Genomic DNA, 26,275 nt, shown 5'->3' on the forward strand with positions numbered 1-26,275 from the left:
TACCCCATTGTCAAATTTATTGTCAACATTTCACGTAAATTGTCTCTTTTTATATTGCTTTTTATGATATACATTTAATGAATGTCCAATTTTAATTAATTATATACCTATTTTTTATAATCTTAATGTATACCTATTTTTTAATATACATTCAACGTAATGCTTTTTATGTTATATTCATGATTTTGTCATAAATAACAGAACAAGAAACGCCTAATATCAAATTTATTTTTTGATATCAGAGCGTTTCCATAAGTTATTATTTAAATGAAAAATTAAATATAGAAGTCTTAAAACTATTCATAATAACTCTATATATTAACCGAGCATCGCATCCGTCAGGAAAAAAGTCGAAAACTTTTGACCCCAACATCTCTATATTAATATCTTCTTGGAATAAATGTGTTATATCCTACATTTCTTAAATTCATTTCCATCATCGCAGCATTATCAATATCATCAAACACTCCAACCTGTACCTTATACAATCCGTTCTCAAATATGACATCTGCCGGATACCCCTGTTGTCTTAATTTATACGCCATATTATTTGCTAACTGTCTGTTTCTAAATGCACCAACCTGTACTGTATATGTGTTTCCATCAGCATCCTTCGTATCATAATTTTCAAGAGTTTCCATTATTGCACATGCTATTGCATTTGCTATTTCATAGAATTTTTCATCAAATAATTTATTATCACTATCTGAATTAATGAAGCCTGCTTCTATTAATACTGCCGGCATCTTTGTTCTTTTTAAAACTACTAAATTAGGTCTTTCAACGACTCCTTTATCTTCAAATCCTATCTTTGTAAGATTTGCATTAATATTTCTGGCAAGTTGTGATTTTAAGCCACTGTCATCATATACTAAACTCTGCACTCCACTATACTGATTTGCTGTAGGCGCAGAATTTCTATGAAATGATACAAATAAATCTGCTCCTGTATTATTTGCCTTAGTTGCTTTTTCAAATGGGGTATCATAGACATCTGATGTTCTTGTAAATTCTACATCATATCCATTATTTCTTAAAATCTCCCCTACCGCTGTAGCAAGTCGTAACGCATCATCTTTCTCCTGTCTGCCTTCATAAACGGCCCCGGGGTCTGTTCCACCATGTCCCGGGTCCAACATAATTTTATAAGCCATAAACACCTTAATAACAAATTCGTTATCATATAGTATGCTTATGGCTTACCAAAAATACCTATATTTTATTTTTTGTTTACATTTGTTTCGTTATTGTTCTGATTATCTCTTGCACCGTTTATGATGTCATCTCCTGCATCTTCAACACCATCGATAACATCATCCACTACATCATCTGCAACTCCGTCACCATTTGTATCAGTTGAACTATTTACGTTTCCTGATCTTCTTGTTGTTTCGTTTCTGTCTGTTCTATTTGTTGTAGTCTCTGTTGTCATTTCATTTGTTGTTTCTACAGTTTCATTCATTGATTCATTCATTTCATCGTTTGCTGCATCATTATTTCCACAGCCTACAAATCCAACCATTGAAAGCATCATTACAAATGCTACTAAGTATTTTTTAATATTGTTCATAATAACCTCCATAAAAGTTTTTACATCATTTATTATGAACACTTTTACAAAAATTATAAAAATATATAAAAAAATAGAAATAATTTAATTTGAAATCAATATAAATTGAGTTCGGCAAAAATCATTTCTATTTTTAAAATATTAAAATGGCATGATTTCGAAAGTTCATAGTTCATAGTTCTTAGCATTAGCAAAGTAACTTTAACTTTCATTTTCCATTCTTTTATACATAACTTTATTCGATTTAATTTAATACATCAGCCATGTTATACATTCCTGTTTCTTTAGAAGCAAGATATTTAGCTGCATCAACAGCACCTTTTGCAAATACTGCTCTTGAGTAAGCTGTATGCTTAATTTCAATTACTTCATCAATTCCTGCATATATAACTTCATGTTCACCTACAATTGTTCCACCTCTTACTGCTGAGATTCCAATTTCCTTTTCAGGTCTCTTTTCTCTTCTGCTGCTTCTATCATATGTATAATCATATTCGTTGTTTAAAACCTGATTAATACAATCTGCAAGTGCTAATGCTGTTCCGCTTGGAGCATCTAATTTCTGATTATGATGCTTTTCCACTATTTCAATATCATATCCTCTGTTGGCTAACACTTCTGTTGCAACTTTTAAAATCTTCATTAATGTGTTAATTCCTAAAGACATATTTGCTGATTTTAAAATAGCAACTTTTTCACTTGCCTTCTGAACATTATCTAACTGTTCTGATGTAAGACCTGTTGTGCACAAAACAACCGGAATTTTCTTTTCTACTGCATACTTTAATAAATCATCTATTGCACTAGCTGTTGAAAAATCAATAATTACATCTGCATCAACATTACAGTCAAAAATATTTGTGAAAACAGGATAATCATTTGCCACTTTGTCATAAGCATCAATTCCTGCGACAATCTGTACGTCTGTATCTTTATTAGCTATATCAGTAATCATTCTTCCCATTCTACCGTTACAGCCATTCATAATTATGTTTGTCATCCTTACCTCCGTATGAAAGCTTTATAAAATTCCGTAATTCTCCATTGCTTTTCTTAATCTTTCTTTGTTAGCATCTGTCATTTCTGTTAAAGGAGCTCTAAGTGAACCGGCCTTATATCCTAACATATTCATTGCTGCTTTTACAGGGATTGGATTAACTTCACAGAATAATGCATCAATTAATTCAATTGCTTCTAACTGAATCTTCTGTGCCTTTTCAATATCTCCATCCATATATGATGCTACCATATCATGAACTTTAGCAGGTGCTACATTTGACCAAACTGAAATAACACCCTTTCCGCCTAATGATAACAATGGAAGAACCTGGTCGTCATTTCCTGAATAGATATCAAGACATCCATCTGCAAGTGATGCTAACTTAGCTACCTGTGAAATATTTCCTGATGCTTCTTTAATTGCAACTACATTCTTTACTTCTTTTGCAATCTTAACTGCTGTTTCAGGAAGGATGTTTGTTCCTGTTCTTGATGGTACATTATACATAATAATAGGAATATTTACTGCGTCTGAAATATCCTTATAATACTGATATAATCCACCCTGAGTAGCTTTATTATAATATGGCGTAACACATAATAATCCGTCTGCACCAACTTCCTGTGCCTGTTTAGCAAGGTTGACTGCTTCTCTTGTACAGTTAGAACCTGTTCCTGCAATTACAGGAATACGCTTAGCTGTCTTATCTACTGCATATTTAATGCATTTAATATGTTCTTCATCATTCATTGTTGAAGATTCACCTGTTGTTCCACAAATAATAATTGCATCTGTGCCTCCGGCAATCTGATTTTCAATTATTCGTCCTAATTCATCATAATTAATTGAACCATCTTCATTCATAGGTGTAATAATTGCTACACCTGCACCTGTAAAAATTGACATTTTAATGTCCTCCTTCATAATCTTAATCCCATTATTTACACCACTTATTTATATACAATCTCTCCGTAACTATCTTTTGTAAAATAAATTTAATAGTTACATGCGTAATAAAAGGGACCACGTGGTGTGCTCCCTAAAAGTATCGCTTCGATGCTTATAAGTAGCTCTCCATCAGGGTACTTCCTAATGACAGTTATATGGCTCTTAACCATATACCCAAGAATTCATCTCCGGAATGAATCCTTTCGGCGCCACATCCTTTCCTCTGTAATCATCTGCCTCCGGGACATCATACAGTTTACTAATAAGTAGCGCAACCTCTACTATCATTTAAAACAATAATAGCACTCCACATTATATAAGTCAACCTAATTCACCTCTTTACAAATAGCGGTAAATTATATTTCCCCTCCTTATATAATATGGTCATATTGCTATATTGTCTATCATTTTATCAAAATATCTTTAATATCATTTTCTTTTATTACATCTACGGAATCATCCTGATATCCGGCAGGTATACCTACACTTGAATACAATTTACCAAGTTCAGTAAATTCCCCTGTTGAAATGTCATACAATGCTGATGCTCCATTTCTTGAATCTTTGCTTCCAAATGAAAACCATGCATATCTTTCTACATAATCTCTTTCTTCTAATCCCGGTATTACACCTTTCATATATCCAATAACAGCATCTAACTGCTCCTGATTTTTTCCCGGGTCTCCTGATATTGCAAACTCCGTAATCCAAATCGGCTTATGATACATTTCATATGTCTGGTCAATCAAATCTAAAAATGCCTGAACACCTTCATCACTATACCAGTTCCAATAATGATGTAACGCAATAAAATCTATACTAAGATTATCATCTGCATCAATCTGCTCCATAAACGGCTGAAACCAGTCTTTTGACCACGGAGGGCATAATGCTGTTGCCGGTGAACTTATCTGTATGCCTTTATTCATAAAATCAGGCCATGCATCTACAACTTCATCAACTGTTAAATTTGCCTGGTCCGTAAAATCAGGCTCATTATATGCCAACAAATATTTATATCCCATTTTTTTTAGTCTTTCTATCATAGTTGCCTCTGTTGAGCCATAAGTCCACATCATAGGTATATACTCCATATTTTCAAATGAATAATAATTAAATGGTGTAATATCCCAATTGTAATACCATGATGCATTCATCTTATCTGCTGCAAGTTCTCTTGACATATCCTTATTTACACATAAACCTTTTTTTGAAATATAAATTGTAAATACATCTGAATATATTTTACTTCCGTTATCGTAATCAGCTTCTATGTATATTTCATAAGAATTTGTTTTTGTGCAGTGAAATTCTACTGTAGCAACAGATGCTATATCTGATATGGATTCTTCTTTTTTTGTCATATCTTCCAGCTTCATTCCTGAAACAAAACCTTCATCTTCTTTTTCCTCTTTTGCAAATTCATCCGGCTTTATGGTAAATTTATTTTCTCCATCTATATAAATATTATATTCGTTTACTTTGCCATATTTTTCACTGTTTTCATATATATCTTCTAAATTTGCAATTGTAATGTCTATGTTTCCCGCGCCTATCATCTTTCCCGGGGTTGGATTAACAAGTGCATTTTCTTTCCATTTAATCAGTGTATCTTCTTTTTTACTATTATCATTTACAAATATACCCACAATTCCTATTGCCGCTCCAAAACAGCACATAATAATTGCAGCAATTAATTTCTTAATATTTTTCATTGATTTTCCCTTAATATACCTTAATCCCTTCAATTTTTAAGCCATAAATACAATTATAAATTTCAATATGTATTTATGGCTTTATTCTTATTCATAATTTGTCTATAAAACTTTTAGTTTTATTCTTTGTAACATATTATTGGACTTTAAATATTTACTCAAATCTGTATTATTTAACTTTTACCGATTTTGTCTTGCTCCATGCGCCATATACTTTTTTAGTTCCAACTTTTGTATATGCTCTTACCTTAAAGTAAAACTTTGTTTTTCTGTCTAATTTCTTTATTGTAACTGTTCTTTTTGTTACATTTTTAGTTATATATCCTCTATACTTTTTGCTGTCAGAATATTTTATCTGATATCCTTTCGCTCCTGCAACCTTCTTGATTTTAATTTTTGCTGTTTTCTTCTTTAAACTCTTTACAGATATAATACCTGTTTTTCTTAGTTTCTTTACAGTAGTACCATCTAAACCATCATTTGCATTATTATTATTATTATTATTATTATTGTTATTATTATCATTCTGTAATGAAGCATACACAACATTCATAGTAGAATTATCTATTGTCGTACAATTTCCATAACTATATCCTTCAGGATTTCCATTCGCAACGTATGCATTTCCTAAATCAGTTAATACACCTGTTTTATTTGTCCATAATGCTGCTGCACCATTTGTTTCATCTGTTGTATCAAAAGAAAACCAAGAATATCTTTCTACATAACTTCTCTCGTCTAATCCTTTTAATACAGCCTCTAAAAATTCTTTACACTGCTTTCTTCCATATGAGTTACTATATCCCCATCCACTAGGAGCAAATTCTGTAATCCATATTGGTTTGTGATACATTTCATATGTTTTATCTACTACATCTGTAAGAAAAGTATTTGCAGCTTCAACTCCTCCATATGTTCCATAATAACAATGAAGTGGTATAAAATCTATTGTACTATGGTCTATTCCATTCATAAATGTTCTAAACCATTTGCCACCTGTATTATTATCAATTCCCCATGATGGACTTAAAGCCGGTGCCGGTGAACCTAAATGGAAATTATATCCCAAAAATTTATTCCAATTATTAATCGCTGTATTTACGTTTATATTACTTCCGCCAACATTTGCTCCCATATCCGGTTCATTATATGCAAGTAAATACTTGTATCCTTTAGATGCAATTGATGATATATATCTTTCTGAGTTTGTTCCCCAAATCATAGGAACATAGTCAATATCTGTATAACAACTATATGTAAATGGATTTACTCCCCAATTATAATACCAACCTATATTCATACCATCAGGTATTAACATTTTCCCCATTTCATTATTTACGCACAATCCTTTTTTAGTAACATAGAAATAGAATGTAGATGATGTTATACTTGAGCCGTCTGTAAATTCAGCAATAATATAAACCTTATGGCGGCTTACTACTGTCGTATAATATTCAAATTGTGTGGAATTAGACGTTGCTGTATTAACTAAAGCATCATCTACATACAACTTATAACCTTTTACTTCTCCTAAATCATTTGCACTTGTCCACTTTATATCAACATAGCCTGCAGGTGCTAATTTGCCTGCTACCGGATTTGTTATTGCATTTGTCTGCCACTGTGTTATTGCACCTGCATCACTATTTATTGTAACTGCTTTAACATCATTGTTAAAAGCAGGAGTTCCGGCAATAACCACCGCTGACATCAAAGCCATTGCAATTACTTTTCTTAACTTTCTCATATAATAATCTCCTGTTACCTTTTCAAAATAAATAGGTAAGATACTCACCCCTATTTCCTTTTTCTTTTGTCTAACAATCACTTATGCAATTATTTTTTCTTACTATTTTTAGCTGATTTTGCTTTTTTTGCCTTTTTTACTTTTTTAACTTTCTTTATTTTTGCTACTTTCTTGCTGCTCCAACCTGTATACAACTTTGAGCCATCCATAATAAAGTAAGCTCTTGACTGAACATAATACTTTTTTCCGGCTTTTAATTTTTTAAGTACATATGTAAGTTTTGTTGTACTCTTTGTTTTAGCTTTCTTCATATTCTTATATGTTGAATATTTGATTTCATATCCTGCTGCATTATTTACGCTCTTAAGATTTAATTTAATAGTTTTCTTTTTGTTATTTGCTAATGCAGTATATATAACAGGTTTAACTGATGCTGCACACGCAACTGCTGATGTATCAACTCCACTTGGAGTATATACTCCATAAGTTTTTGCCGGATATCCTGCAGGATTTCCAATTTCTGCGTATAACTTTCCTAATTCTGTTAACACTCCGGTATTTCTGTACCACAAACCTGAAGCACTGTCTGTAAATTTGCTATTGTCTTCAGGGTCGAATGAGAACCATGCATATCTTTCTACATAACTTCTTGCATTTAATCCTTCTAATACAATCTTTAAAAAGTTTCTTGTATTTGCTGCGCATGTAGGATCAGCCATGCTTAAGTTCATATGCTGTTCACCTACTGCAAATTCAGTAATCCAAATTGGCTTATGATATAATGCATATGTCTGGTCAATTGCCTGTAAGAACTGTAATGCGCCTTTAGTTGAATCTAAATCTGTTCCCCAATAACAATGTACCGCAATAAAATCAACATCTAACGAACTATTTGCTGATATCTTTTCCATAAAAGGTTTAAACCATTTATCAGACCAGCACGGTGCTGTAGCTGTTGCAGGTGAGCCAACTTTAAGTCCTGAATTACAAAAATCCTGCCATCTGTTAATTACTTTTTCAATTGACATATTAGACTGATTTGTTAAATCTGGTTCATTATATCCTAAAATATATTTGTATCCATTCTTTTTTGCGTTTTCAAAAGCTGCTTCTTTAACTGTTCCCTGTCCCCATATCATAGGTACATAGTCCATATTATCAAATGATCTGTTTTTAAAATTTTTTTCATTATATGCTGTAAAGCCCCAATTATAATACCAACCAACATTTAATGAAGAAGCATCTATACCTACTCCCATATCTTCATTTATACAAATTCCTTTCTTTGTAACATAAAAAGTACTTGTATTTGTATTAACTACTGTTCCGTTTGTTAATGTAGCTGAAACGTATGCTGTATGTGCAGATACATCAACTGTGTAAAATTCGCATGATAAAGTTTCTGCTGATGTTGGAGATACTGTTCCTATTAAAGCATTATCAACATAAACTGCATATGATGAAACTCCTTCTAGGTTATTGTTCCACTTTACATCTATATATCCTGCTCCAATTAATGATCCGTTAGCAGGACTAATCAATCCATTATTAGTCCATTCTGTTGTTGAAACTGTAGCGGCTGCTACTTCATTGCTTGTGATTGCAGCATAATTAATTCCTGAAAATACAACAACTAATGATAATGCAAATGCTAATATTCTCTTTGCTTTTCTCATATTCTTATCCTCTCTAACTAAATAAAATGTTTCTACATTTAAAATCAAATTATAGCATCTAAGATTTTTGTTTAAAAAAAGGGCGCAAAGACTTATATGATATTCATATAAAATCTCTACACCCTTTCACCTGCTTAAGATTAATTCTAATATTAAACTTATTTAACTACAACTAACTTCTTAGCTGACCATTTTTTACTAAATACTTTGTTATCTGCTGAATCTGTTGTATAAGCTTTAGCTCTTACGTATACAATTGATCCAGATTTAAGTTTCTTAAGTATAATTTTTGTCTTTTTAGATGTTTTCTGTTTAGCACCCTTAAACTTTGAATTTGTTGAATACTGAACAGCATATCCTTTAACATTCTTTGCTTTCTTAAGTGATACAACTGCTTTCTTAGCACTTTTGCTCTTTACAGAAGCAATTTTAACCTTTGCCGGTGCAGCTGTTTTCTTCCATTTTGCAACAAGAGTTAAATCACTTGATACAAGAGAATTAAAGTTATATAAAACACCATTAGCTGTATAACCTACTAATGTGTATCCTTTTCTCTTAGCTGCAAATGTATCAACCTTTTCGCCTTCATTTACATATTTTGTAGACATTGTCTTATTCTGGCTTACAAAATTAACAGTGTACTGTTTATTAGCTGTAACTACAAAATTGTTTACATGAATATATCCTGCCATACCAATTTCATCAGCATATGTCTTTAAGAATGCACCTAAAGCGAATTTTAATCCAATATTTCCTTTTTTATAATCCTTTGGTACATTGATTACCGCTGAAACCTTCATACTTTCTTTCTTTGAAGAATCTAATGTAATATATCCATCTGATGTAATATTAGATGTTGAAGTTAACTCTAAAGCTTCATCACCATTACCAGGCTTATATGCCTTGAATAAAATATGCTTTGTAGTAATATCCCCTATCTTATTTCCTAATGCATCTTTTTTATTTGCCTTTAATGTGCTGGAAATATCAAAAGAAATTGTGTAATTACGTCCTGCTTCAACAGGTACATTTTCAAGTGTGGCTGTCATACCCCATGGGTTATCATTTACTAATTCATTTGTTAACTTATTGTATTCTCCATCCCATCCGGAATTAATGACAAAGAAATCAAAATTAGAAACTGTTGAACCTGCTGTTATGTATCCTTCAGTTGCATAATCAACACCTTTTGTCTGAGGGATGGCTTTTAAAGCTTCTTCCCATACTCCACCATCTTCTCTAGTACATACAGAGAATGATGTCCATTGTGTTAATCCTGCCAAAACATTTGTTCCTGCAGGAACCGGTGCTGCTGAAGCAACGCCTGCCATTCCTATAGTCATAACAGATGCTAATGCAACCGCCATAGTTTTCTTAAATAATCTCACTTATTTGTCCTCCTAATTACAGTCCTTATGTTTAATATGCGGCAATATTTTGATAATTGCCGCATACTTACTTTTGAAAATTATATTTGCTGTTCTGTTTTATTATTTTTTAATTGTTACTTTTACAGCTTTGCTCCACTTACCAAATCCTGCAGCATTCTTAGCACGAACCTGAACTTTGTATGTCTTACCTACTGCAAGTTTTTTAATTTTAGCATTAGTCTTCTTAGTGTTGTATTTTTTCTTTCCAACTTTAACCTGATATGACTTAGCACCTTTTGCTTTCTTCCAAGTAACCTTAACTGACTTCTTAGCATTGTTAACAGCCTTAACTTTCTTAACCTGTGCAGGTTTGCTTGCTACTACTGCAGGAGCTGCTGTTGTAGGAGCTACTGTATTTGTATTACCTGTTGGAACCTTTGTTGTTGTTGTTGCTTTTTTTGTTGTTTCAGGAGCCTTTGTTGTCTGTCTTTCAGGAATAACGCTCTGTGTATACTTTTCACCCATTAAAGAAATGTCTGTGAATGCTAATGTTCCATGTGCATTTACATTTTCTGATGTTCCATATGCGTATGCATACTTGCAAGCCTTAGCTGCTTCTTCTGTAACTTTTCCAGCCTTAACTGCCTGTGTTAATTCATATGAATAATAATATGAACCATATGCTAACTGAACCTTAATATCATTACTTAAATAATCAGGACTTACAGGAACGTCAAATTCGTATGTTTCTGTTGCTCCTGCTGGAACAGTTATTGTCTTAAATAACATTGTGTTATCATTATCACCTTCAATACCACTATTTACAGTAATTGTAATATTCTTTTCTGTCTTTGTAGTTGTATCTGCTTCCATCATTCCGTTATTAACTGTAAATTTTAATTTATATGTATTTCCAGGAACAACTTTAGCATTAATTTCTGATTTAATCTGATATGGTTTTTCACCCCAGATTTTATCATTTAATACAATTGCATCTTCCGGAGCAGCGCTTTCTGCTGTCCAATTAGCCTGCCATCCTGTAATAGAAATATTAGCAGAAACATTATCTACTGCTGTTGACTTAAATGTTGTCTGTGTAATAACAGCATCATTTGGTTCATAACTTTCTGCTGAACTTGTCCAGCTACCTGTAAGTGCGTTAGCTGTATCAGCCTTAACGTCTGTTGTGTTTACCTTGAATCCTACTGCAAGTGTGGCAACTAAAGCTGTTGTCATAGCACCTGCCATAACTTTGTTGAAAACCTTTCTCATCTTCAATTTCCTCCTCAAATAAAATTGTTTTTTTTCTTTTTGAAAACGTTTATTTTCAATCTATGAACATCTTATCATAAACGTTTTTATTTTACAATCCAAAATATAATATTTTCACAAATAAAACGATTTATAATTTGAAATACTATCTATTTTTCACATACCTTCAATCATTTTCTTTTAAATCAGGTGTGAAAATTGTAACATTTTTATTGTATTCTACTTAGATGTTTTAAATGTTTTTGTTTTAGACCATGGTCCTTTATCACTGCCATTAATACCTCTGACTCTTACAAAGTATTTTTTACCACCTGCCAATTTGCTTAATACAATTGATAATTTACCGGTTTTCTTTGTCTTTGATTTTTTGAATTTCTTATTCAAAGAATACTGAACCTGATATTGCTTAACACCTGAAACTTTCTTCCATGTTACTTTAGCAGATTTTTTCTTTGTTGCTTTTGCACTCTTAATCTTAACTTTACCAATTGTAATTGCCTTTGTTGTTTCTACAGGTACTACAGTTGTTGGTGTAACCTGAGTTGTTGTTTCTTCTACCTTAGGTGTCGCAGTTGTTGGTGGCTGCTGTGTTGTTGGTTCCTCATATACATACTTATCAGCATCAGTTAACTTATATGTTTCATAACCTTTAGGATTACCTAATGATGCATATAAGAATCCATTATCTGTTAATTTACCTGAGTCATAATCAAATAATGCAGTTGATCCACTTGCATCATTTGAATCAATATCATTTGCTGAATTAATATTGTATGGGAACCATGCATATCTTTCTACAAAATCCATCTCATCTAACTGTGCACATACTTCTTTAATAAATGCACCTGTTTTTTCATTTTCACCAGGTTTCTGATAACTATAATCGAATTTGTCTCCATATGCCTTGCTTCCAAAAATTCCCATTTCGGTAATCCAAACAGGCTTTCCATATAATTCATGTACTTTCTTTACAGCATCAATCACCATGCTAACACTTCTCTGACTAATATATGTATGAATTGCTACACAATCGCAACTAACTCCCTCAATCTCTATCTGAACTCCATTATAGTCAACTGTTCCACCTTTTAAGAACGGTGTAAGCCATCCACTGTATGTTCCGTTAGGATTACTAATAGCCGGAGATACAGTTCTTTTTCCAAGTTTCTGTATTTCTTCCCAGCCTTTCTGTGCCTGTACAACTGATATGTTAGCCTGAGCTGATAATTCCGGTTCATTGTATCCAAGTATGTAATTAGCATCCTTTGGGACTAAAGCGCACTGCTCTGCAATGTATTTAAATAAATTTTCATCTTTTGTTCCATCCGGATCATCCTGATTTCTTCCCCAAATCATTGGTACAAAATCAACTCCATCATCAATTGAATTATTATAAGGTGTTGCCTGCCAATTGTAATACCATGATAAATTCATTTTTTTAAGTTCAACTGTTTTACTCATATCTTCGCCTAAAGCAATTCCTTTTTTAGATACAAAAAAGTTTCTTTCATTAGACTCTACTGTTTCACCTGAAGCTAAAACAGCCTCAACCTTTAATGTATGCTTTGCTATAGATGTTGTATAAACTTCTGCCATCTGTTCATTCTCACCATTAGCTTCTAATTCGACTGCTTTTTTTCCATCAAATACAATATTATAGCTTTCTGCATCTGTTACAGATGTATTAACTTTAACATTAATGTATCCTGCTCCTACGAGTTTGCCTTCAGTTGGTGTAATAACTGCCTCTTCTTTCCAGCTTGATATAGTGCTACTTTCTTCGTTTGCATCCGCACTTATCACTCCAGTCATTGACACTGTCATAACTGCAGCCATGGCAAATGCAACTCCCCTCTTAAAATTTCTCATGTTTTCCTCCTTTATATGCATACCATCTCTGATGGTATTTCTTCCACTCTATTGTCCGATTATTCTCTTATAAAGTCAACAACTTTTATGCATTTTTTACAATTTTGCTTATAATCAATCTTTTTTTTAGATGTTATTTTATTTTTTAGAATAATATGATTTATAATTTGTTGTATAAATAAATAATATCACTAATTTGTTTATTTGTTTGTGGCACCTTTGCAAGAAAAAACATCCCAAAACAAACTTTTCAGTCTGTTTTGGGATGTTTTTCTGCTTTTTTTAACGATTTTACTCGTCTACATATTCTAATTTGCTGACAGACACTTCATATGCTGTGTGCTTTTCGCTTTCATCTTCATTAATCTTCTTAATGTACTCTCTGCTTTGCACTCTTCCCCATATCTGAATGTGTCCACCCACTTCAAAAGCTGATGCATATCTTGCATTTCTGCCCCAGGCAATGCAAGGTATGTAATCTGATTTACCATACGGTCTGTTAACTGCAATAAGTAAATCTGCGATTTCTCTTCCAAGCGGTGTTTTTCTGTAAATTGGTGGTTTGCAAATAAATCCATCAAGGAAAATCTGATTTGTTCTGCCTGCATCAAGATTCTCTTCTACTTCTTCCCATTCTCTTACGAAAATAGAAAGCACCAATTTGTTTCTTGTCCCCTCATGTCTGTTGTAGGATCGAAACTGTCCTGATACTTCTACAAGTCTTCCTGTGTAATCCTGTGTTACATCAACAAGTCTCTCAGATACCATCAACGGAATAATATCCGTTAATTCACTAAGTCTGTCTACAGATACATCTACCATGTAGAATCCTTCTCCAAAAACTTCATGGCTGTATCTGAATTCAGATACAATCTCACCTACAATGCTAACGCGGTTGTTCTCAATAATCTTGTCGATCATGTGTGCTTCCCCCTTCTGTACCAACCTTTGGTTTCTTATTTCTTTTATCTCTATAATTATATTTCCTTTTTCCACTTTTATGTAAAAATGTGTTCGACCTTTTTCGACTTATATAATTTTTGTTTCAATTTTGTGCTCGTTTATCGTCGAATACTAGGGTTTCACTTCGAAATAATTACTATTATTTACTATAAAATCGATATTTTCTTTATTCATTTACACACAATTTTCTATTATATCTATTTTTTTGCCCCTAAATTTTTACCCCAAAGTCTCAACTTTGCCGTGAACTTTATCTTTTGTAATAATGACATTTCCTCTACTACAAAAAAATACCGACATTTGCAAACATCATTCACAAATGTCGGCACAATATTAATAACCAAGGTTCTTTAATGTCATTTTTGTTTCTGTCTTTAAAGCGCTGTTGATTGCACTTGAAGCTATGCTGCTTCTTAATTTCTTTACTGTTGCCTGTGGTTTATTCTTTGCTAACTTAACATCAGCAACTACTTCCTGATTCTGAATTGCTTTTATCTGAATCTTGTTTCCTGATGTCTGAATAGTACATACAAAATCTCCAACCTGTTTAAAGATTTTTCCATTTTTCTTTAAGTAATTGTAAAGAGCTATACCATTCTTCTTTTTGTCCTTTGTCACTTTAAGTTTCGCTTTAGACTTAACACATTTGAAGTTTGTAACCTTTACTGATGTACTAAAACTTGAATCAGCATCATTAGGAAGTACTTCTGAGAGTGCATAAATATCACCCTGTTCTTCTGTTCTGTCACCAAATTCTCCACCCATTCCATAATAAATGAATGTTGCATTAGCAGATGCTTTAAATGTTGCCTTGTAGTTTTCTGTTACGCCCGGCTGTAAGTGTAACCAGTCTGCATAAACTACTGTGTCCTGTGAATCTGTAACTTTAAAGAATACCCATTTTTCAGCCGTTGTAGTTGTTGCTTTAAAACTAAGAGTATACTTCTGTCCTTTCTTCACTGTGATGTCTCTGTGTGCCTGTGCTCCCCAAACACCGCCCCAGCCAATCGCATCCATATCAGCTGAGAAAGAACTTGCTGTTGCGCCTGACAAACTACCGTCAGCTCCTTCGTACCAATTTTCTCTCTGTCCAAAGTAGCCTTCAAATGTTGTACCTGCAAAACATGTTGCACACATAGCTACTGTTATAGTTGTTGCAACTATAGCAGCTGAAATTTTCCTGATAACCTTTCTCATTGGTTAATCCTCCTTAAATATAAGTATTTGTATCTTCTTTTAGAACTATAACTTATATCTAACACCCTTCGGTTCTATTTTATAACATTTACAGGGGCTCCTGCAACCCATTTTTTAATATTATTTTTTACAATTTCAACAAGTCTTGTCCTGGTTTCAACAGGTGCCCATGCTGAGTGAGGTGTAATAATTATATTATCTATATCAAGAATCTCTTCATGCTTTTCCATCGGCTCTACTGCTACTACATCAAGACCTGCTCCTGATATTTTCTTAGATTTAACAGCATCAATTAATGCCTGTTCATCAACTACTCCGCCTCGTGATGTATTTATAAACAGTGCTCCATCTTTCATTTTTTCAAAAAACTCTTTATTACACATCTTTTCTGAATCGCTATTTAATGGGCAATGAATAGAAACTATATCTGATTTTTCAAGCAGTTCATCCATTTCTACAAATCGGACGCTTTCATCTTTCTTAGGACTTCTGTTATACGCTAAGACCTTCATATCAAATGCCTGTGCAATTTTTGCAACTTTCTTTCCTATTGAACCATATCCTACAATTCCTAATGTTCTTCCATCCATTTCCTTCATTGGTTTAAATGGCGAAAATTTTTCGCTGTGTATCCACCCTCCGTCTTTAACAAATTTGTTATACTCTCCAACTTTATTGTAATGTTCAAGAATAAGAGCAAATACATGTTGTGCTACAGCATTTGTAGAATAACTTCCTGCATTACATACCGTTATATTTCTTTCATTTGTATATTCTATATCCACATTATTATATCCTGTAGCAAAAAGTCCTATATACTTTACATTCTTTGCATCCTTCAAAGTCATTCTGTTCATTATCGACTTATTACACAAAATAATTTCAGCATCCTTTATTCTTTCCGCTATCTGATTATATTTAGTATAATCATAAATTGTCACTTCACCAAATTCATCAAATACCGAAAAATCAATATCATCATTCGTTAAAGTTTTTGCGTCTAAAATTACTACTTTCATCAGCCCAATATCTCCTACTATTATATGTATTACCACTTCCATTAGTCAGTGGTCATTTGCCAAAGCATTTATGTAAAATTAACTTCATTCAATGTTTTTCTAAACATTGCTTTCATGTTAAAGACTTTCACCTATTAGAAACGTGCACCGCAAGGTGCACAACATAAAAAAAGAAGTTCCCAAACAGGAACTTCTTTTTATTTATTAATCCTAAAATCAGATTATACTCTTGAAAGGTATTCACCTGTTCTTGTATCAATCTTAATCTTTTCACCCTGATTAACGAATAATGGAACATATACTGTTGCTCCTGTTTCAACCACTGCAGGTTTTGTAGCACCTGTAGCTGTGTTTCCTTTAACACCAGGTTCAGATTCTGTAATCTCTAATTCTACGAAAAGAGGTGGTTCAATTGCAAATACATCACCATTGTGTGAGCAGATTGTAACCATTTCGTTTTCTTTAACAAACTTAAGTGCATCACCGATTGTTTCTTCTGATAATGCAATCTGTTCAAATGTTTCTGTATCCATAAAGTTATACAATCCACCATCTGCATATAAATACTGCATTGATTTTCTATCGATGTGAGCCTTAGGACATTTTTCAGTTGGTCTGAAAGTCTTTTCAACTACACCACCACTCTTGATATTTTTTAATTTTGTTCTAACGAACGCTGCGCCTTTACCTGGTTTTACATGCTGAAATTCGATAATCTGATAAATCTGTCCTTCAACTTCGATTGTAACACCATTTCTAAAATCGCCTGCTGCTATCATAATATTTCCTCCTAACAGTTCATTGTGTTTTACCACGCTACGTTTTATTTTATAATAATATTATTATTATTTCAACTATTTTTTACTACAGCAATTATTAAGCGTGCTATTTTTCTATTTATTATACTAGAAAAATGTATTATAAAACGTCAAATTCCATAGGAATATTTATTCCTTCTATTGTATGAATATATCTATAGTGTCCGGAATGTAGTCCTACATAATCCTGGAATATAGGAATACTAAAATATCCCGGTCTTAAATTTTCAATCAATATTATAATTTCCGGAAATCTTGCATCGTCACTCAATTCAATGTTCTTCCACTGATTATCCTCATATATTTCAAGTTTTCCCGGTTGAAGACTTCCCGGATATGTATTATCTTCATTACCTACAGCATAAACATAAAATGATAATTCATCATTCATATTTATTTGATTATTCTTTAATATACCAACAAATTTTGTATCATTTTCATATACATTAAAATTAACGATACATTCCTGTCCATTAACTTTATTGGTTAATCGATATTGCCCGATTGAAATATCATAGTAATTATTCAAATCTGCATTTCTAATCATCTCACTATCATTAACCTCATACATTGTATTCTGATACTCATTTTTCTTTTCGATGATTTCCCATTTTCCATCTATATATTTTTCCAATTTTTCTGTTTTATAATCTAGTGCTATCACTCCCTTGCCATTAGTCAATGAATATTTAATTATTAGATTATCCTTTAAAGTTATTTTATCGTTAACATATGACAATTTTATTTTTGTTTCATTTACAGGATTTTGATTATCGCCTTTTCCCGCTTCTCCATTTGTAGTTGTCTCTTCATTCTTATTATTTGCAGTATTCTGTGATGATGTTGTTTCACTATTTTGCGTTTTGTCCTGATTATTTATTATTTTTTCTGAATCTGTATTCTTTTTCTTGTTTTTATTAACAACATTAATAATAAATACTCTCTTCTTATTTTTATATTTTGCTATAATTTTTGTCTTGCCATTTTTTATTCCCTTTATTTTTAAAATATTATTTTTCTTACCTTTAATTTTTACTATTTTAACAATCTTTTTATTTTTAATTGTCCATTTTACTTTTACGCTTGGCTCTTTCACTTTTATAGTCTTTGTCTTATTAACTACGATATCAACTTTTTTTGTATCAGCATTTACATTAATAGTTCCAACTATACCTACAACACATATTACACATGCAATTACAATTTTTTTAATATAATTAATTGTAATTCTACTTCTTCCTTTAGTCATATAAATCTCCTTTCCAACTAAATTATTCGAACACTAATTTTATGATAACCATAACATATACTTCTATTTATATCTATATGTTTTAGTAACGAAAGTATTTTTTCAGATTATTTTTTCAGATTATTTTTTCAGATTATTTTTTCTTTAATATTTAAACCACTGTATTTTCATCACGTAAAAAATCCGACAGGCTAAACCTATCGGATTTTCATTTTCTTTCTAATACTATATCTTTATCCTATGCTAAAAACTTATACGCTCTAAAATCTCACCACAGATTTCAACTCTGCTTTTTCCATCTGTTGCTATAGAAACCTGAGCTGCCTTTTGATATCTTTTTTCTCTGTCAGCAATCATTTTTTCTATATATTCTACTGTCATATGATTATTCAAAAGTGGTCTGTCTTTATTTTCGCATATGCGGTCATAAATAGTTTTCGGTTCTGCCGTGAGAAGTACTGTTCTTCCGCCTTCTTTCATTATTTCTATATTTTCATCTTTAAGAACAACTCCACCACCGCATGATACTATTTTTCCTGCATTAATTTGCATCTCTTCTAAAGCTTTTGTTTCAAGTTTTCTAAAATATTCTTCCCCATTTTTTTCAAATATATCACTTATAGACATATTTTCCTGTTCTTCTATGTATTTATCAATATCAACAACCGGCATTCCTGTAATATAGCCTAACGCATTTGATATTGTAGTTTTTCCCGTGCCCATAAAGCCAATCATAAATATATTTTTATCTTTGATATCATCACAATTAATACCTAATATATTTCTAACCTGTTTAATTGTCATTTGTCCCGGTGCTGATGTATTTACACCTGCCGCAAATGTTATTACTGAGCCTGTTGTCTTTCCACATACTCTTGTTACTGCGCCTAATTCTCCCATTGACATTGTAACTATAGGTGCTATCATTTTTTCATTTGCCTCAATAGAACCATATACGAGTTCCTTAACATCCTCTTCGCAACTTGGCATTACTGCCATTTTACATATATCTGCTCCAAGTTCTTCCATCGTCATTAATGTTTCCACTATCTTTTCTCTTGACGGCGTTTCATTAAAATGATGATTTGAACCAATTACTTTTGCTCCCGCCTTATGTATTTCCTCTATCATATCTAAGGCAATTGAATCTTTAGAGTAGGCTTCTACATCTATTAATTCAGCCAGTCCTGTCTTAGCTACCTGAACATTCAAATCATAATAACTGTTGTTTGAGATAAATTTTTTTCCACCTTCGCCATCTGTTCTGAAAGTAAAGATTAATGGTATATCTTTAATTACCTCACGCAAATCTATCAGCATATTCTCCACTTCATCAATATAAACGCTGTCAAAGAAATCACATCTCCATTCGATTATATCCGGATTCATCTCCACAACTTTTTTTGCCTGTTCTATCACTTCATCGTGATTTTCGCCTACTATCGGTACGCACACTTTGGGGTGACCGTCGCTAAGTTCAAGGTTTCCGACCTTAATTTGTTTCATTTTTCTTCTAATTCCTTTTTCGGAATTATTCCTCCTTTTACATTATTTGCCATCTGTTTAAATTACGGCATTTGACGTACATTATAACATATATGATTTTTATATAAAAGAGCAAAAATGTCTAAATGACATTTGCATAACTAACTAAAACTTTCTAAATGCTGTTTGTTATTGAAGTTATTTTACATTTACACGCAGTAATAGTGTATATCATTTAGAAAAATACCCGGCATTTATTAAAACCCACTTCCATTTGTTTTCAAATTTATGTATCATAATATATGGTGTTGAATTAATTCAGCATATATCAACTAAATTAGAATTATAAAAGTATCCAACAATAACCGTAATAAAGTTTATTGAACAAAAATATACCGGCTCAAATAATTACAACGGAGGTACTACAATGGAAAATATAAATATTACAGGGTCAACAAAACTTACAGGACTTCTTGGCAGTCCTGTTGCACATAGCAAATCACCCGCAATGCACAATGAAGCCTTTCGACTTTTAGGTTTAGATTATGTATATTTATGCTTTGATGTGGATGAAAATAATATGGAATCAGCAGTTGAAGGTCTACGAACATTAGGAGTTGCCGGATTCAACTGTACAATGCCTGACAAAATAAAAATGTGGGAATTATGTGATGATTTATCTCTTGCAGCAAAGTTAATAGGTGCTGTAAACACAGTTGTTAATCAAGACGGAAAATTTATTGGTCACAATACTGACGGAATTGGATATATGCAATCTGTTAAGGATGCCGGATTTGATATAATTGGAGGTAAAATGACATTAATGGGTGCCGGTGGTGCTGCATCTTCAATTCTTGTTCAGGCTGCAATAGATGGCGTGAAAGAAATCGATGTTTACAACAGACCCGGAACTAATTTTGATAAAGCTCAGATTTTAATTGACAAGTTGAATAAAGTTACTTCAGCTAAAGTTTCTCTCTATGATTTAAATGACGAAACTTCTTTAAAGAAGTCATTGGATTCAAGCACAATTTTAACTAACGGAACTTCTCTTGGTATGGCGCCAAATACCTACTCTTGTGTTATTAAAGACAGTTCCTTTTTACATCCTGAATTAATTGTTTCTGATATTGTTTATAACCCACTCGAAACAAAACTTATGAAAATGAGTAAAGAAATAGGTTGCCCTGTATTCAATGGTTTATATATGCTTTTATATCAGGGGGCTGAAGCCTTTAAGCTTTGGACAGGGAAAGAAATGCCTGTTAATGAAATCAAATCAAAGTTTTTTTAGAAATATTATCAATTAATTTTGAACAATAAATTTTAAAATGAATTATTTTATTCATTACGGATGATATAATTTTTTCAATATCATCCGTAATTTTTTTATTATTCAATAAAACAAATCTCACATTTTCAATATTTATATAATTTAGGGTTGTATAATCAATTTATCAGACTCATATAAACTTATGATTTATACTATTTACTCATATCGGTTTTAGACATTTTCTTTTTCCAACGCCATAAAATAAATTTTTCAGGAATTCTTTTTAAAACTATTTGAATTTCTTCTTTTTTATCGATTTTTTTAACCATCACACTCTGGATTCCTGTTCTGTTTGCGCCATACACATCTGTGAATATCTGGTCGCCTACAAATATTGTAGAATCTACATCTGTGTGCATTAATTCCATCGCTTTTTTATAGTTCCTAGTTGAAGGTTTATGTGCATCAAATATGTATTTTGACTTAACTGCATAAGCGAATGGCTCAACTCTTGGTTCCTGGTTATTTGAAATAAGACACGTATCAAGTCCTATTTTTCTTAATTTTTCAAAAAATTCAATACTCTTATCTGTAGCGGGATGTCCATGAGGAACTAATGTATTGTCAATATCAAATATCACTCCTCTTATCCCCTGTTTATAATACATGTCAAAATCTATATCTTCTACAGAATTTACATATTCATTTGGGTAAAATCTTTCAAGCATATTTTTCTCCTGCGTTCTATCTTTACTTAACTATGTTTCCACATCATCCAGATGCTCTAATTTAAAATATTTCTACATCATAAGATGCACTAATTTAAAAACTTCTTTAACTCATCCATAAATGTATTTACATCTTTAAATTCTCTATATACAGAAGCAAATCTTACATATGCAACCTGGTCTAATTCTTTTATTTTATCCATAACGATTTCACCGATCTCATTACTTGAAATCTCTTTTTCTTCTTTATTAAATATCTCTGCCTCTATTTCTTCAACCGTAGATACTATCTGATCATAAGATACAGGTCTTTTATGACATGAACGTACAATTCCCCTCTCTATCTTGCTTCTATCATAAGGTTCTCTGTTATCATCCTTCTTTATAACGATAAGCGGTATTGTTTCTACTTTTTCATATGTAGTAAAACGCTTACCACATACCTCACATTGTCTTCGGCGTCTGATAGAATTATTCTCTTCTGCCGGTCTTGAATCAATTACCTTTGTATTTTCTTCTCCACAAAATGGACACTTCATATTCTGCCTCCTAATACTTAATTCCAGTCATAAATTGATTATAAAAAGAATTAGTTATCTGGTCAAGACGTTTTGTACTTATGCTTTACATCATCTAAGTCTACACTAACCAAAATAATATCATCCCCAATCTGCTTTACACATTTTACAGGAATTATATATTCAAAATCGCTACATATAAGATTACAGAATTTTGTAGGCCCGGGCACAATCAGTGCTTCTATACATCCTGTGCAAATATCAAATTCCAAGTCTTCTACCGAGCCTATCATTTTACAGTCACAACAATTAATTACTTCTTTCTGTTTTAACTCACATATTCTCATTTTTGCTCTGCAGTCTTTTTTTTATTTTATGAGAAAAATTTATATTTTATGATTATATCTTATATAGTGTTTTATTATTTTAACTGATATATTATTTTGTATTTCCATGTCATCTATTTTTTTATCATTATTACATATATTGCCTTACATTTTTATCCCATATAGCGTTTTATCACTCCTTATCGCATATAATGCTTCATTGCCTTTATCGCATTTTTTTCAAGTCTGCTTACCTGTGCCTGAGAAATTCCTATTTCATCAGCTATTTCCATTTGTGTTTTTCCCTTAAAAAATCTTAAGTCTATTATTTCTTTTTCTCTTTCCGGTAGCCCTTTAATTGCTTCAGCAAGAGCTATTCTATCTACCCATTTTTCTTCTTTATTTTTTTTATCACTTATCTGGTCCATCACATACAAAGTATCTCCTCCCTGGTCATATACCGGGTCAAATAAAGATACCGGACTTTGTATTGCATCTAAGGCATATATAACTTCTTCAGATGTAGCTCCAATTTCTTTGGATATTTCACTTATGGTTGGTTCTTTATTGCTTGTCTTCATTATACGCTCTTTAGCATAAATAGCTTTATACGCTGTATCTTTTATCGACCTGCTTACTCTGATTGATGCATTATCTCTTAAAAATCTCTTTAGTTCTCCTGCAATCATAGGTACTGCATAAGTTGAAAACTTTACATTTAATGTGTCATCAAAATTGTCAACTGCTTTTATAAGTCCAACGCATCCAATCTGAAACAAATCATCCATATTTTCATTGCTTCCCGAAAATCTCTGAATAATACTTAGCACAAGTCTCAAATTCCCCTGAATGTACCTTTCCCTTGCTTCTTTGTTTCCTTTTTTTATCTCTTTAAAAAGTTCAGTTTTTTCTTCATTTGTCAGTAACGGTAATTGTGTCGTGTTTACTCCACTTATTTCCACTTTAAAAAGAGCCATATTTTCCTCCAAATCATTCAATTACTTCTTATCAACAAACAAATATTTGTCAATTTGTATTACATTTAAATGATTAACAAAAACACGGCTCTTTATACATTATTCATATTTTACAATTTCTTTTTTAAGTCGATTCATTATCTTTTTTTCTAATCTTGATATGTACGATTGTGATATTCCAAGAAAATCTGCGACTTCCTTCTGTGTCATCTCCTCCCCATCTTTATTATTTAGTCCAAATCTCATTTCCACTATTGATTTTTCACGTTTATTTAATTTTTCAATTGCTTTTTTTAACAGACTTTTCTCCACTTCATTTTCAAGTCCTCTTGATATAACGTCCTCATCTGTTCCAAGAATGTCCGAAAGCAAAAGTTCATTACCATCCCAGTCAACATTTAAAGGCTCATCTATAGATACTTCAAGTTTTGTTTTATTGTTTCTTCTCAAATACATTAGTATTTCATTTTCAATACAACGTGATGCATATGTAGCAAGTTTTATGTTTTTATCTGTCTTAAACGTATTTATTCCTTTAATAAGACCAATTGTTCCTATTGATATCAAATCTTCTACGCCTACCCCTGTATTATCAAATTTTTTTGCTATGTATACAACCAGTCTCAAATTATGTTCTATCAACATTCTTCTTGCTGATTCATCATTTTCATTTATTAATTTTTCTAGCTGTTTCGCCTCTTCTTCACCCTCAAGTGGAGCCGGAAGCACATCCGGTCCTCCGATATAATGTACTTCATTAGACTCATCTGAAAGTATCCATCTGGTAAGCACAGGAATCACATTTAAATTTTTAAGCAATTTTTCTCTCCTCTCTTTTATTTTTAATTGTGGACATGCATTGCAATTTCGCAATCATCTATTTACTTTGTTTCAAAATTGTGAGCGTGTATTACAATTCTCGCAATCGCCTATTTGTTTTTGATTTGTTTCACTATTATGTAGAATAAATTCAGAATTTAAAAGCATCTGATATTTTTTATCGTTATTAAACATTCCTTTATAAATTCCTAATACCGGATTTGAAATTTTCAAATTAATGTCTCTATTTTTAATTTCCATATAATCAACAGTAATTCCCGTCAATATTCCATTTTGACTTCCAACTGATTTGAATGGAATAAGAAAACATTTCTCATTTCCGGTTAAAATTTGTTTTATTACATTGTATTGCAAAACAGATACCGGTCTGCCTTTGTACGGTTCTCTTAAACTATTTCCTGTATCTTCTAAAGCGACTGTTTCTATCTTTGAATCGCCATTTACAATTCGTACATTATACAGATTTTTGCGGATCTTGAGTTTGTTTAGCATTTGATAAACTGCCACCTTCATTAACAGACATCCAATTACTATTCCAAACATCAGCATTAGTACATTTAATTTTTTGTGTTCCTGTGTTTTTGCCTGTGCCACTGTTTTCCCCCAAAAACTATAGCTGCTAAGCATTGATACCACCCCATTCAACACAAAAGTAACACAATATACAACAGTCAGCATTTTTATTCCAGATAACTTTCTGTTATTAAACGCAATTCCGGTCATTATGTATGGGACAACCAGCCATGTAAATAATATTTGCAACACTCCGTATTTTACTTTAAGCACTAATATTATTACACTGTAAGTTGCTCCAAATAAAGCTGCGATAACACATCTGATTGCTGTTCGTACCTCTATTTTTCCTTTAAAGTTAAGTATCTGTTTTGCAACAACTAAAATAATAAAATCCATTAGAAAGTTTATTGCAAAATACACGTCTACATATATTACATGCATCCTTCACCTCCAAATGGTAAAGCCATTATATACTTAAATCCCCGAAAAATTTGTCGAACTCTCGTGTAATAAAAAAATACATTTACAAAAAATGTAAATGTATTTTTCTTAAAACGTAAAATCTGATTTCATGACATCTTTAATCTTTAATAAATAAAAGTAAATTTTATTTATTATTTATTATCATATCTACGAAATATTTATGTATTTTATCACTCTCATTTAATTCAGGATGAAATGACATTGCTAACATATTATTGTATTTTACGGCTACAATTTTTTCATTTACCACAGCCATAATTTCTGTGCCACATTTAACTGCTTCCACATATGGAGCCCTGATAAATGTCATTGGGACCTTTCCTATCCCCTTCATTTCTTCTTCCGTATAAAAGCTGCCTAATTGTCTTCCATAAGCATTTCTCTTTACTTTTACAGGCAACAGTCCTAAATGAACTTTATCATCATTTGCTATTTCTTCAGCTAAAAGTATCATTCCTGCACATGTTGCAAGTACCGGAAGTCCTTTTTTTATTTTATTTTTTATTTCGTCTTCCATTCCAAGTTCTTTGATTAATTTACCCTGAACTGTACTCTCTCCCCCTGGAAGTATAATGCCATCAAATTCTTTATCCAAATCTTCTTTTTTACGAAGTTCAATGCATTCTACCCCTAACTTTTCAAGCATTTTTTCATGTTCTATAAATGCGCCCTGCACTGCAAGTACTGCAACTTTCATTGTATGCCTCCTTACATTT

The 26,275-nt window shown here is 32.0% G+C and carries 24 protein-coding genes and 1 riboswitch; of the genes, 1 reads left to right on the forward strand and 23 read right to left on the reverse strand.

Going from position 1 to position 26,275, the window contains the following annotated elements:
* Window positions 1-380 precede the first annotated feature (380 nt).
* The 16 genes from N5B56_RS00875 to aroD all read right to left on the reverse strand — a co-directional run bounded on the left by N5B56_RS00875 (window position 381) and on the right by aroD (window position 19,919).
* Window positions 381-1,154: an N-acetylmuramoyl-L-alanine amidase gene (locus tag N5B56_RS00875; RefSeq protein ID WP_117910667.1), complete on the reverse strand. Its 774-nt coding sequence runs from the start codon at window positions 1,152-1,154 to the stop codon at window positions 381-383.
* A gap of 65 nt (window positions 1,155-1,219) precedes the next feature.
* Window positions 1,220-1,570 carry a hypothetical protein gene (locus N5B56_RS00880; RefSeq protein ID WP_117910666.1) on the reverse strand — a complete coding sequence of 117 codons (351 nt, stop codon included), beginning with the start codon at window positions 1,568-1,570 and terminating at the stop codon, window positions 1,220-1,222.
* Between the two features lie 244 nt (window positions 1,571-1,814).
* On the reverse strand, window positions 1,815-2,570 hold the full coding sequence (gene dapB, locus N5B56_RS00885) for a 4-hydroxy-tetrahydrodipicolinate reductase (protein ID WP_117910665.1): 756 nt from the start codon (window positions 2,568-2,570) through the stop codon (window positions 1,815-1,817).
* 21 nt (window positions 2,571-2,591) lie between these two features.
* Window positions 2,592-3,476, reverse strand: a complete 885-nt coding sequence (gene dapA, locus N5B56_RS00890) for a 4-hydroxy-tetrahydrodipicolinate synthase (protein WP_117910664.1) — start codon at window positions 3,474-3,476, stop codon at window positions 2,592-2,594.
* A 153-nt stretch (window positions 3,477-3,629) separates the two neighbouring features.
* A riboswitch (Lysine riboswitch) is annotated at window positions 3,630-3,807 on the reverse strand.
* Between the two features lie 115 nt (window positions 3,808-3,922).
* Window positions 3,923-5,233 (reverse strand): glycoside hydrolase family protein, encoded by a 1,311-nt coding sequence (locus tag N5B56_RS00895; protein WP_260978102.1) that lies wholly within the window; start codon window positions 5,231-5,233, stop codon window positions 3,923-3,925.
* A 169-nt stretch (window positions 5,234-5,402) separates the two neighbouring features.
* The gene (locus N5B56_RS00900; protein WP_260978103.1) at window positions 5,403-6,980 is read right to left on the reverse strand and encodes a glycosyl hydrolase; all 1,578 of its coding nucleotides are present in this window, start codon (window positions 6,978-6,980) and stop codon (window positions 5,403-5,405) included.
* An 89-nt stretch (window positions 6,981-7,069) separates the two neighbouring features.
* On the reverse strand, window positions 7,070-8,656 hold the full coding sequence (locus N5B56_RS00905) for a glycosyl hydrolase (RefSeq protein WP_260978104.1): 1,587 nt from the start codon (window positions 8,654-8,656) through the stop codon (window positions 7,070-7,072).
* Window positions 8,657-8,814: 158 nt separating this feature from the next.
* Window positions 8,815-10,044 carry an InlB B-repeat-containing protein gene (locus N5B56_RS00910; protein ID WP_260978105.1) on the reverse strand — a complete coding sequence of 410 codons (1,230 nt, stop codon included), beginning with the start codon at window positions 10,042-10,044 and terminating at the stop codon, window positions 8,815-8,817.
* 102 nt (window positions 10,045-10,146) lie between these two features.
* On the reverse strand, window positions 10,147-11,298 hold the full coding sequence (locus tag N5B56_RS00915) for a fibronectin type III domain-containing protein (RefSeq protein WP_260978106.1): 1,152 nt from the start codon (window positions 11,296-11,298) through the stop codon (window positions 10,147-10,149).
* A gap of 219 nt (window positions 11,299-11,517) precedes the next feature.
* Complete coding sequence (locus tag N5B56_RS00920; RefSeq protein WP_260978107.1) at window positions 11,518-13,167, reverse strand: glycosyl hydrolase; 1,650 nt, start codon at window positions 13,165-13,167, stop codon at window positions 11,518-11,520.
* Between the two features lie 291 nt (window positions 13,168-13,458).
* Window positions 13,459-14,088, reverse strand: coding sequence for a single-stranded DNA-binding protein (locus N5B56_RS00925; RefSeq protein WP_022088190.1), 630 nt, complete (start codon window positions 14,086-14,088; stop codon window positions 13,459-13,461).
* Between the two features lie 375 nt (window positions 14,089-14,463).
* On the reverse strand, window positions 14,464-15,327 hold the full coding sequence (locus tag N5B56_RS00930) for a hypothetical protein (protein ID WP_117910657.1): 864 nt from the start codon (window positions 15,325-15,327) through the stop codon (window positions 14,464-14,466).
* A gap of 74 nt (window positions 15,328-15,401) precedes the next feature.
* Entirely contained in the window at window positions 15,402-16,346 is a 945-nt protein-coding gene (locus N5B56_RS00935; protein ID WP_117910656.1) for a D-2-hydroxyacid dehydrogenase, read from the reverse strand.
* 221 nt (window positions 16,347-16,567) lie between these two features.
* Entirely contained in the window at window positions 16,568-17,125 is a 558-nt protein-coding gene (efp, locus tag N5B56_RS00940; RefSeq protein ID WP_117910655.1) for an elongation factor P, read from the reverse strand.
* A 139-nt stretch (window positions 17,126-17,264) separates the two neighbouring features.
* The gene (locus N5B56_RS00945) at window positions 17,265-18,413 is read right to left on the reverse strand and encodes a hypothetical protein (protein WP_118565529.1); all 1,149 of its coding nucleotides are present in this window, start codon (window positions 18,411-18,413) and stop codon (window positions 17,265-17,267) included.
* Window positions 18,414-18,656: 243 nt separating this feature from the next.
* Complete coding sequence (gene aroD, locus N5B56_RS00950; RefSeq protein WP_117909852.1) at window positions 18,657-19,919, reverse strand: type I 3-dehydroquinate dehydratase; 1,263 nt, start codon at window positions 19,917-19,919, stop codon at window positions 18,657-18,659.
* Window positions 19,920-20,325: 406 nt separating this feature from the next.
* Here aroD and N5B56_RS00955 point away from each other — a divergent pair, with 406 nt between their 5' ends.
* Window positions 20,326-21,192, forward strand: a complete 867-nt coding sequence (locus N5B56_RS00955) for a shikimate dehydrogenase (RefSeq protein WP_118565530.1) — start codon at window positions 20,326-20,328, stop codon at window positions 21,190-21,192.
* A gap of 191 nt (window positions 21,193-21,383) precedes the next feature.
* On the opposite strand, the gene N5B56_RS00960 is transcribed toward N5B56_RS00955, so the two are convergent.
* The 7 genes from N5B56_RS00960 to pdxT form a co-directional block, all read right to left on the reverse strand.
* A complete protein-coding gene (locus tag N5B56_RS00960) occupies window positions 21,384-21,899 on the reverse strand; it encodes a YqeG family HAD IIIA-type phosphatase (RefSeq protein WP_117909850.1) in 516 nt (171 codons plus the stop codon).
* Window positions 21,900-21,988: 89 nt separating this feature from the next.
* Window positions 21,989-22,438 carry a transcriptional regulator NrdR gene (nrdR, locus tag N5B56_RS00965; RefSeq protein ID WP_022088197.1) on the reverse strand — a complete coding sequence of 150 codons (450 nt, stop codon included), beginning with the start codon at window positions 22,436-22,438 and terminating at the stop codon, window positions 21,989-21,991.
* Window positions 22,439-22,500: 62 nt separating this feature from the next.
* Window positions 22,501-22,764, reverse strand: coding sequence for a PRC-barrel domain-containing protein (locus N5B56_RS00970; RefSeq protein ID WP_117909849.1), 264 nt, complete (start codon window positions 22,762-22,764; stop codon window positions 22,501-22,503).
* A 179-nt stretch (window positions 22,765-22,943) separates the two neighbouring features.
* Window positions 22,944-23,720 carry an RNA polymerase sporulation sigma factor SigG gene (sigG, locus tag N5B56_RS00975; protein ID WP_022088199.1) on the reverse strand — a complete coding sequence of 259 codons (777 nt, stop codon included), beginning with the start codon at window positions 23,718-23,720 and terminating at the stop codon, window positions 22,944-22,946.
* Between the two features lie 99 nt (window positions 23,721-23,819).
* Window positions 23,820-24,521 carry an RNA polymerase sporulation sigma factor SigE gene (gene sigE, locus N5B56_RS00980; RefSeq protein WP_243003032.1) on the reverse strand — a complete coding sequence of 234 codons (702 nt, stop codon included), beginning with the start codon at window positions 24,519-24,521 and terminating at the stop codon, window positions 23,820-23,822.
* 90 nt (window positions 24,522-24,611) lie between these two features.
* On the reverse strand, window positions 24,612-25,517 hold the full coding sequence (locus N5B56_RS00985) for a sigma-E processing peptidase SpoIIGA (protein ID WP_117909848.1): 906 nt from the start codon (window positions 25,515-25,517) through the stop codon (window positions 24,612-24,614).
* A 166-nt stretch (window positions 25,518-25,683) separates the two neighbouring features.
* Window positions 25,684-26,256, reverse strand: coding sequence for a pyridoxal 5'-phosphate synthase glutaminase subunit PdxT (gene pdxT, locus N5B56_RS00990; protein ID WP_260978108.1), 573 nt, complete (start codon window positions 26,254-26,256; stop codon window positions 25,684-25,686).
* Window positions 26,257-26,275: the final 19 nt, after the last annotated feature.

The organism is Eubacterium album (assembly GCF_025336545.1).
Taxonomy (GTDB): domain Bacteria; phylum Bacillota; class Clostridia; order Lachnospirales; family Lachnospiraceae; genus Eubacterium_U; species Eubacterium_U album.

Excerpts from the sequence above, each read along its gene's own strand:
- dapA (WP_117910664.1), bottom strand. The coding sequence starts at position 3,476 with ATGTCAATTTTTACAGGTGCAGGTGTAGCAATTATTACACCTATGAAT.
- N5B56_RS00945 (WP_118565529.1), bottom strand. The coding sequence starts at position 18,413 with ATGACTAAAGGAAGAAGTAGAATTACAATTAATTATATTAAAAAAATT.
- N5B56_RS00875 (WP_117910667.1), bottom strand. The coding sequence starts at position 1,154 with ATGGCTTATAAAATTATGTTGGACCCGGGACATGGTGGAACAGACCCC.
- N5B56_RS00960 (WP_117909850.1), bottom strand. The coding sequence starts at position 21,899 with ATGCTTGAAAGATTTTACCCAAATGAATATGTAAATTCTGTAGAAGAT.
- N5B56_RS00905 (WP_260978104.1), bottom strand. The coding sequence starts at position 8,656 with ATGAGAAAAGCAAAGAGAATATTAGCATTTGCATTATCATTAGTTGTT.
- efp (WP_117910655.1), bottom strand. The coding sequence starts at position 17,125 with ATGATAGCAGCAGGCGATTTTAGAAATGGTGTTACAATCGAAGTTGAA.
- N5B56_RS00955 (WP_118565530.1), top strand. The coding sequence starts at position 20,326 with ATGGAAAATATAAATATTACAGGGTCAACAAAACTTACAGGACTTCTT.
- sigG (WP_022088199.1), bottom strand. The coding sequence starts at position 23,720 with ATGGCTCTTTTTAAAGTGGAAATAAGTGGAGTAAACACGACACAATTA.
- N5B56_RS00880 (WP_117910666.1), bottom strand. The coding sequence starts at position 1,570 with ATGAACAATATTAAAAAATACTTAGTAGCATTTGTAATGATGCTTTCA.
- N5B56_RS00900 (WP_260978103.1), bottom strand. The coding sequence starts at position 6,980 with ATGAGAAAGTTAAGAAAAGTAATTGCAATGGCTTTGATGTCAGCGGTG.
- nrdR (WP_022088197.1), bottom strand. The coding sequence starts at position 22,438 with ATGAAGTGTCCATTTTGTGGAGAAGAAAATACAAAGGTAATTGATTCA.
- N5B56_RS00920 (WP_260978107.1), bottom strand. The coding sequence starts at position 13,167 with ATGAGAAATTTTAAGAGGGGAGTTGCATTTGCCATGGCTGCAGTTATG.
- pdxT (WP_260978108.1), bottom strand. The coding sequence starts at position 26,256 with ATGAAAGTTGCAGTACTTGCAGTGCAGGGCGCATTTATAGAACATGAA.
- N5B56_RS00930 (WP_117910657.1), bottom strand. The coding sequence starts at position 15,327 with ATGAGAAAGGTTATCAGGAAAATTTCAGCTGCTATAGTTGCAACAACT.
- dapB (WP_117910665.1), bottom strand. The coding sequence starts at position 2,570 with ATGACAAACATAATTATGAATGGCTGTAACGGTAGAATGGGAAGAATG.
- N5B56_RS00895 (WP_260978102.1), bottom strand. The coding sequence starts at position 5,233 with ATGAAAAATATTAAGAAATTAATTGCTGCAATTATTATGTGCTGTTTT.
- N5B56_RS00935 (WP_117910656.1), bottom strand. The coding sequence starts at position 16,346 with ATGAAAGTAGTAATTTTAGACGCAAAAACTTTAACGAATGATGATATT.
- N5B56_RS00985 (WP_117909848.1), bottom strand. The coding sequence starts at position 25,517 with ATGCATGTAATATATGTAGACGTGTATTTTGCAATAAACTTTCTAATG.
- N5B56_RS00970 (WP_117909849.1), bottom strand. The coding sequence starts at position 22,764 with ATGAGAATATGTGAGTTAAAACAGAAAGAAGTAATTAATTGTTGTGAC.
- N5B56_RS00925 (WP_022088190.1), bottom strand. The coding sequence starts at position 14,088 with ATGATCGACAAGATTATTGAGAACAACCGCGTTAGCATTGTAGGTGAG.
- aroD (WP_117909852.1), bottom strand. The coding sequence starts at position 19,919 with ATGAAACAAATTAAGGTCGGAAACCTTGAACTTAGCGACGGTCACCCC.
- N5B56_RS00915 (WP_260978106.1), bottom strand. The coding sequence starts at position 11,298 with ATGAGAAAGGTTTTCAACAAAGTTATGGCAGGTGCTATGACAACAGCT.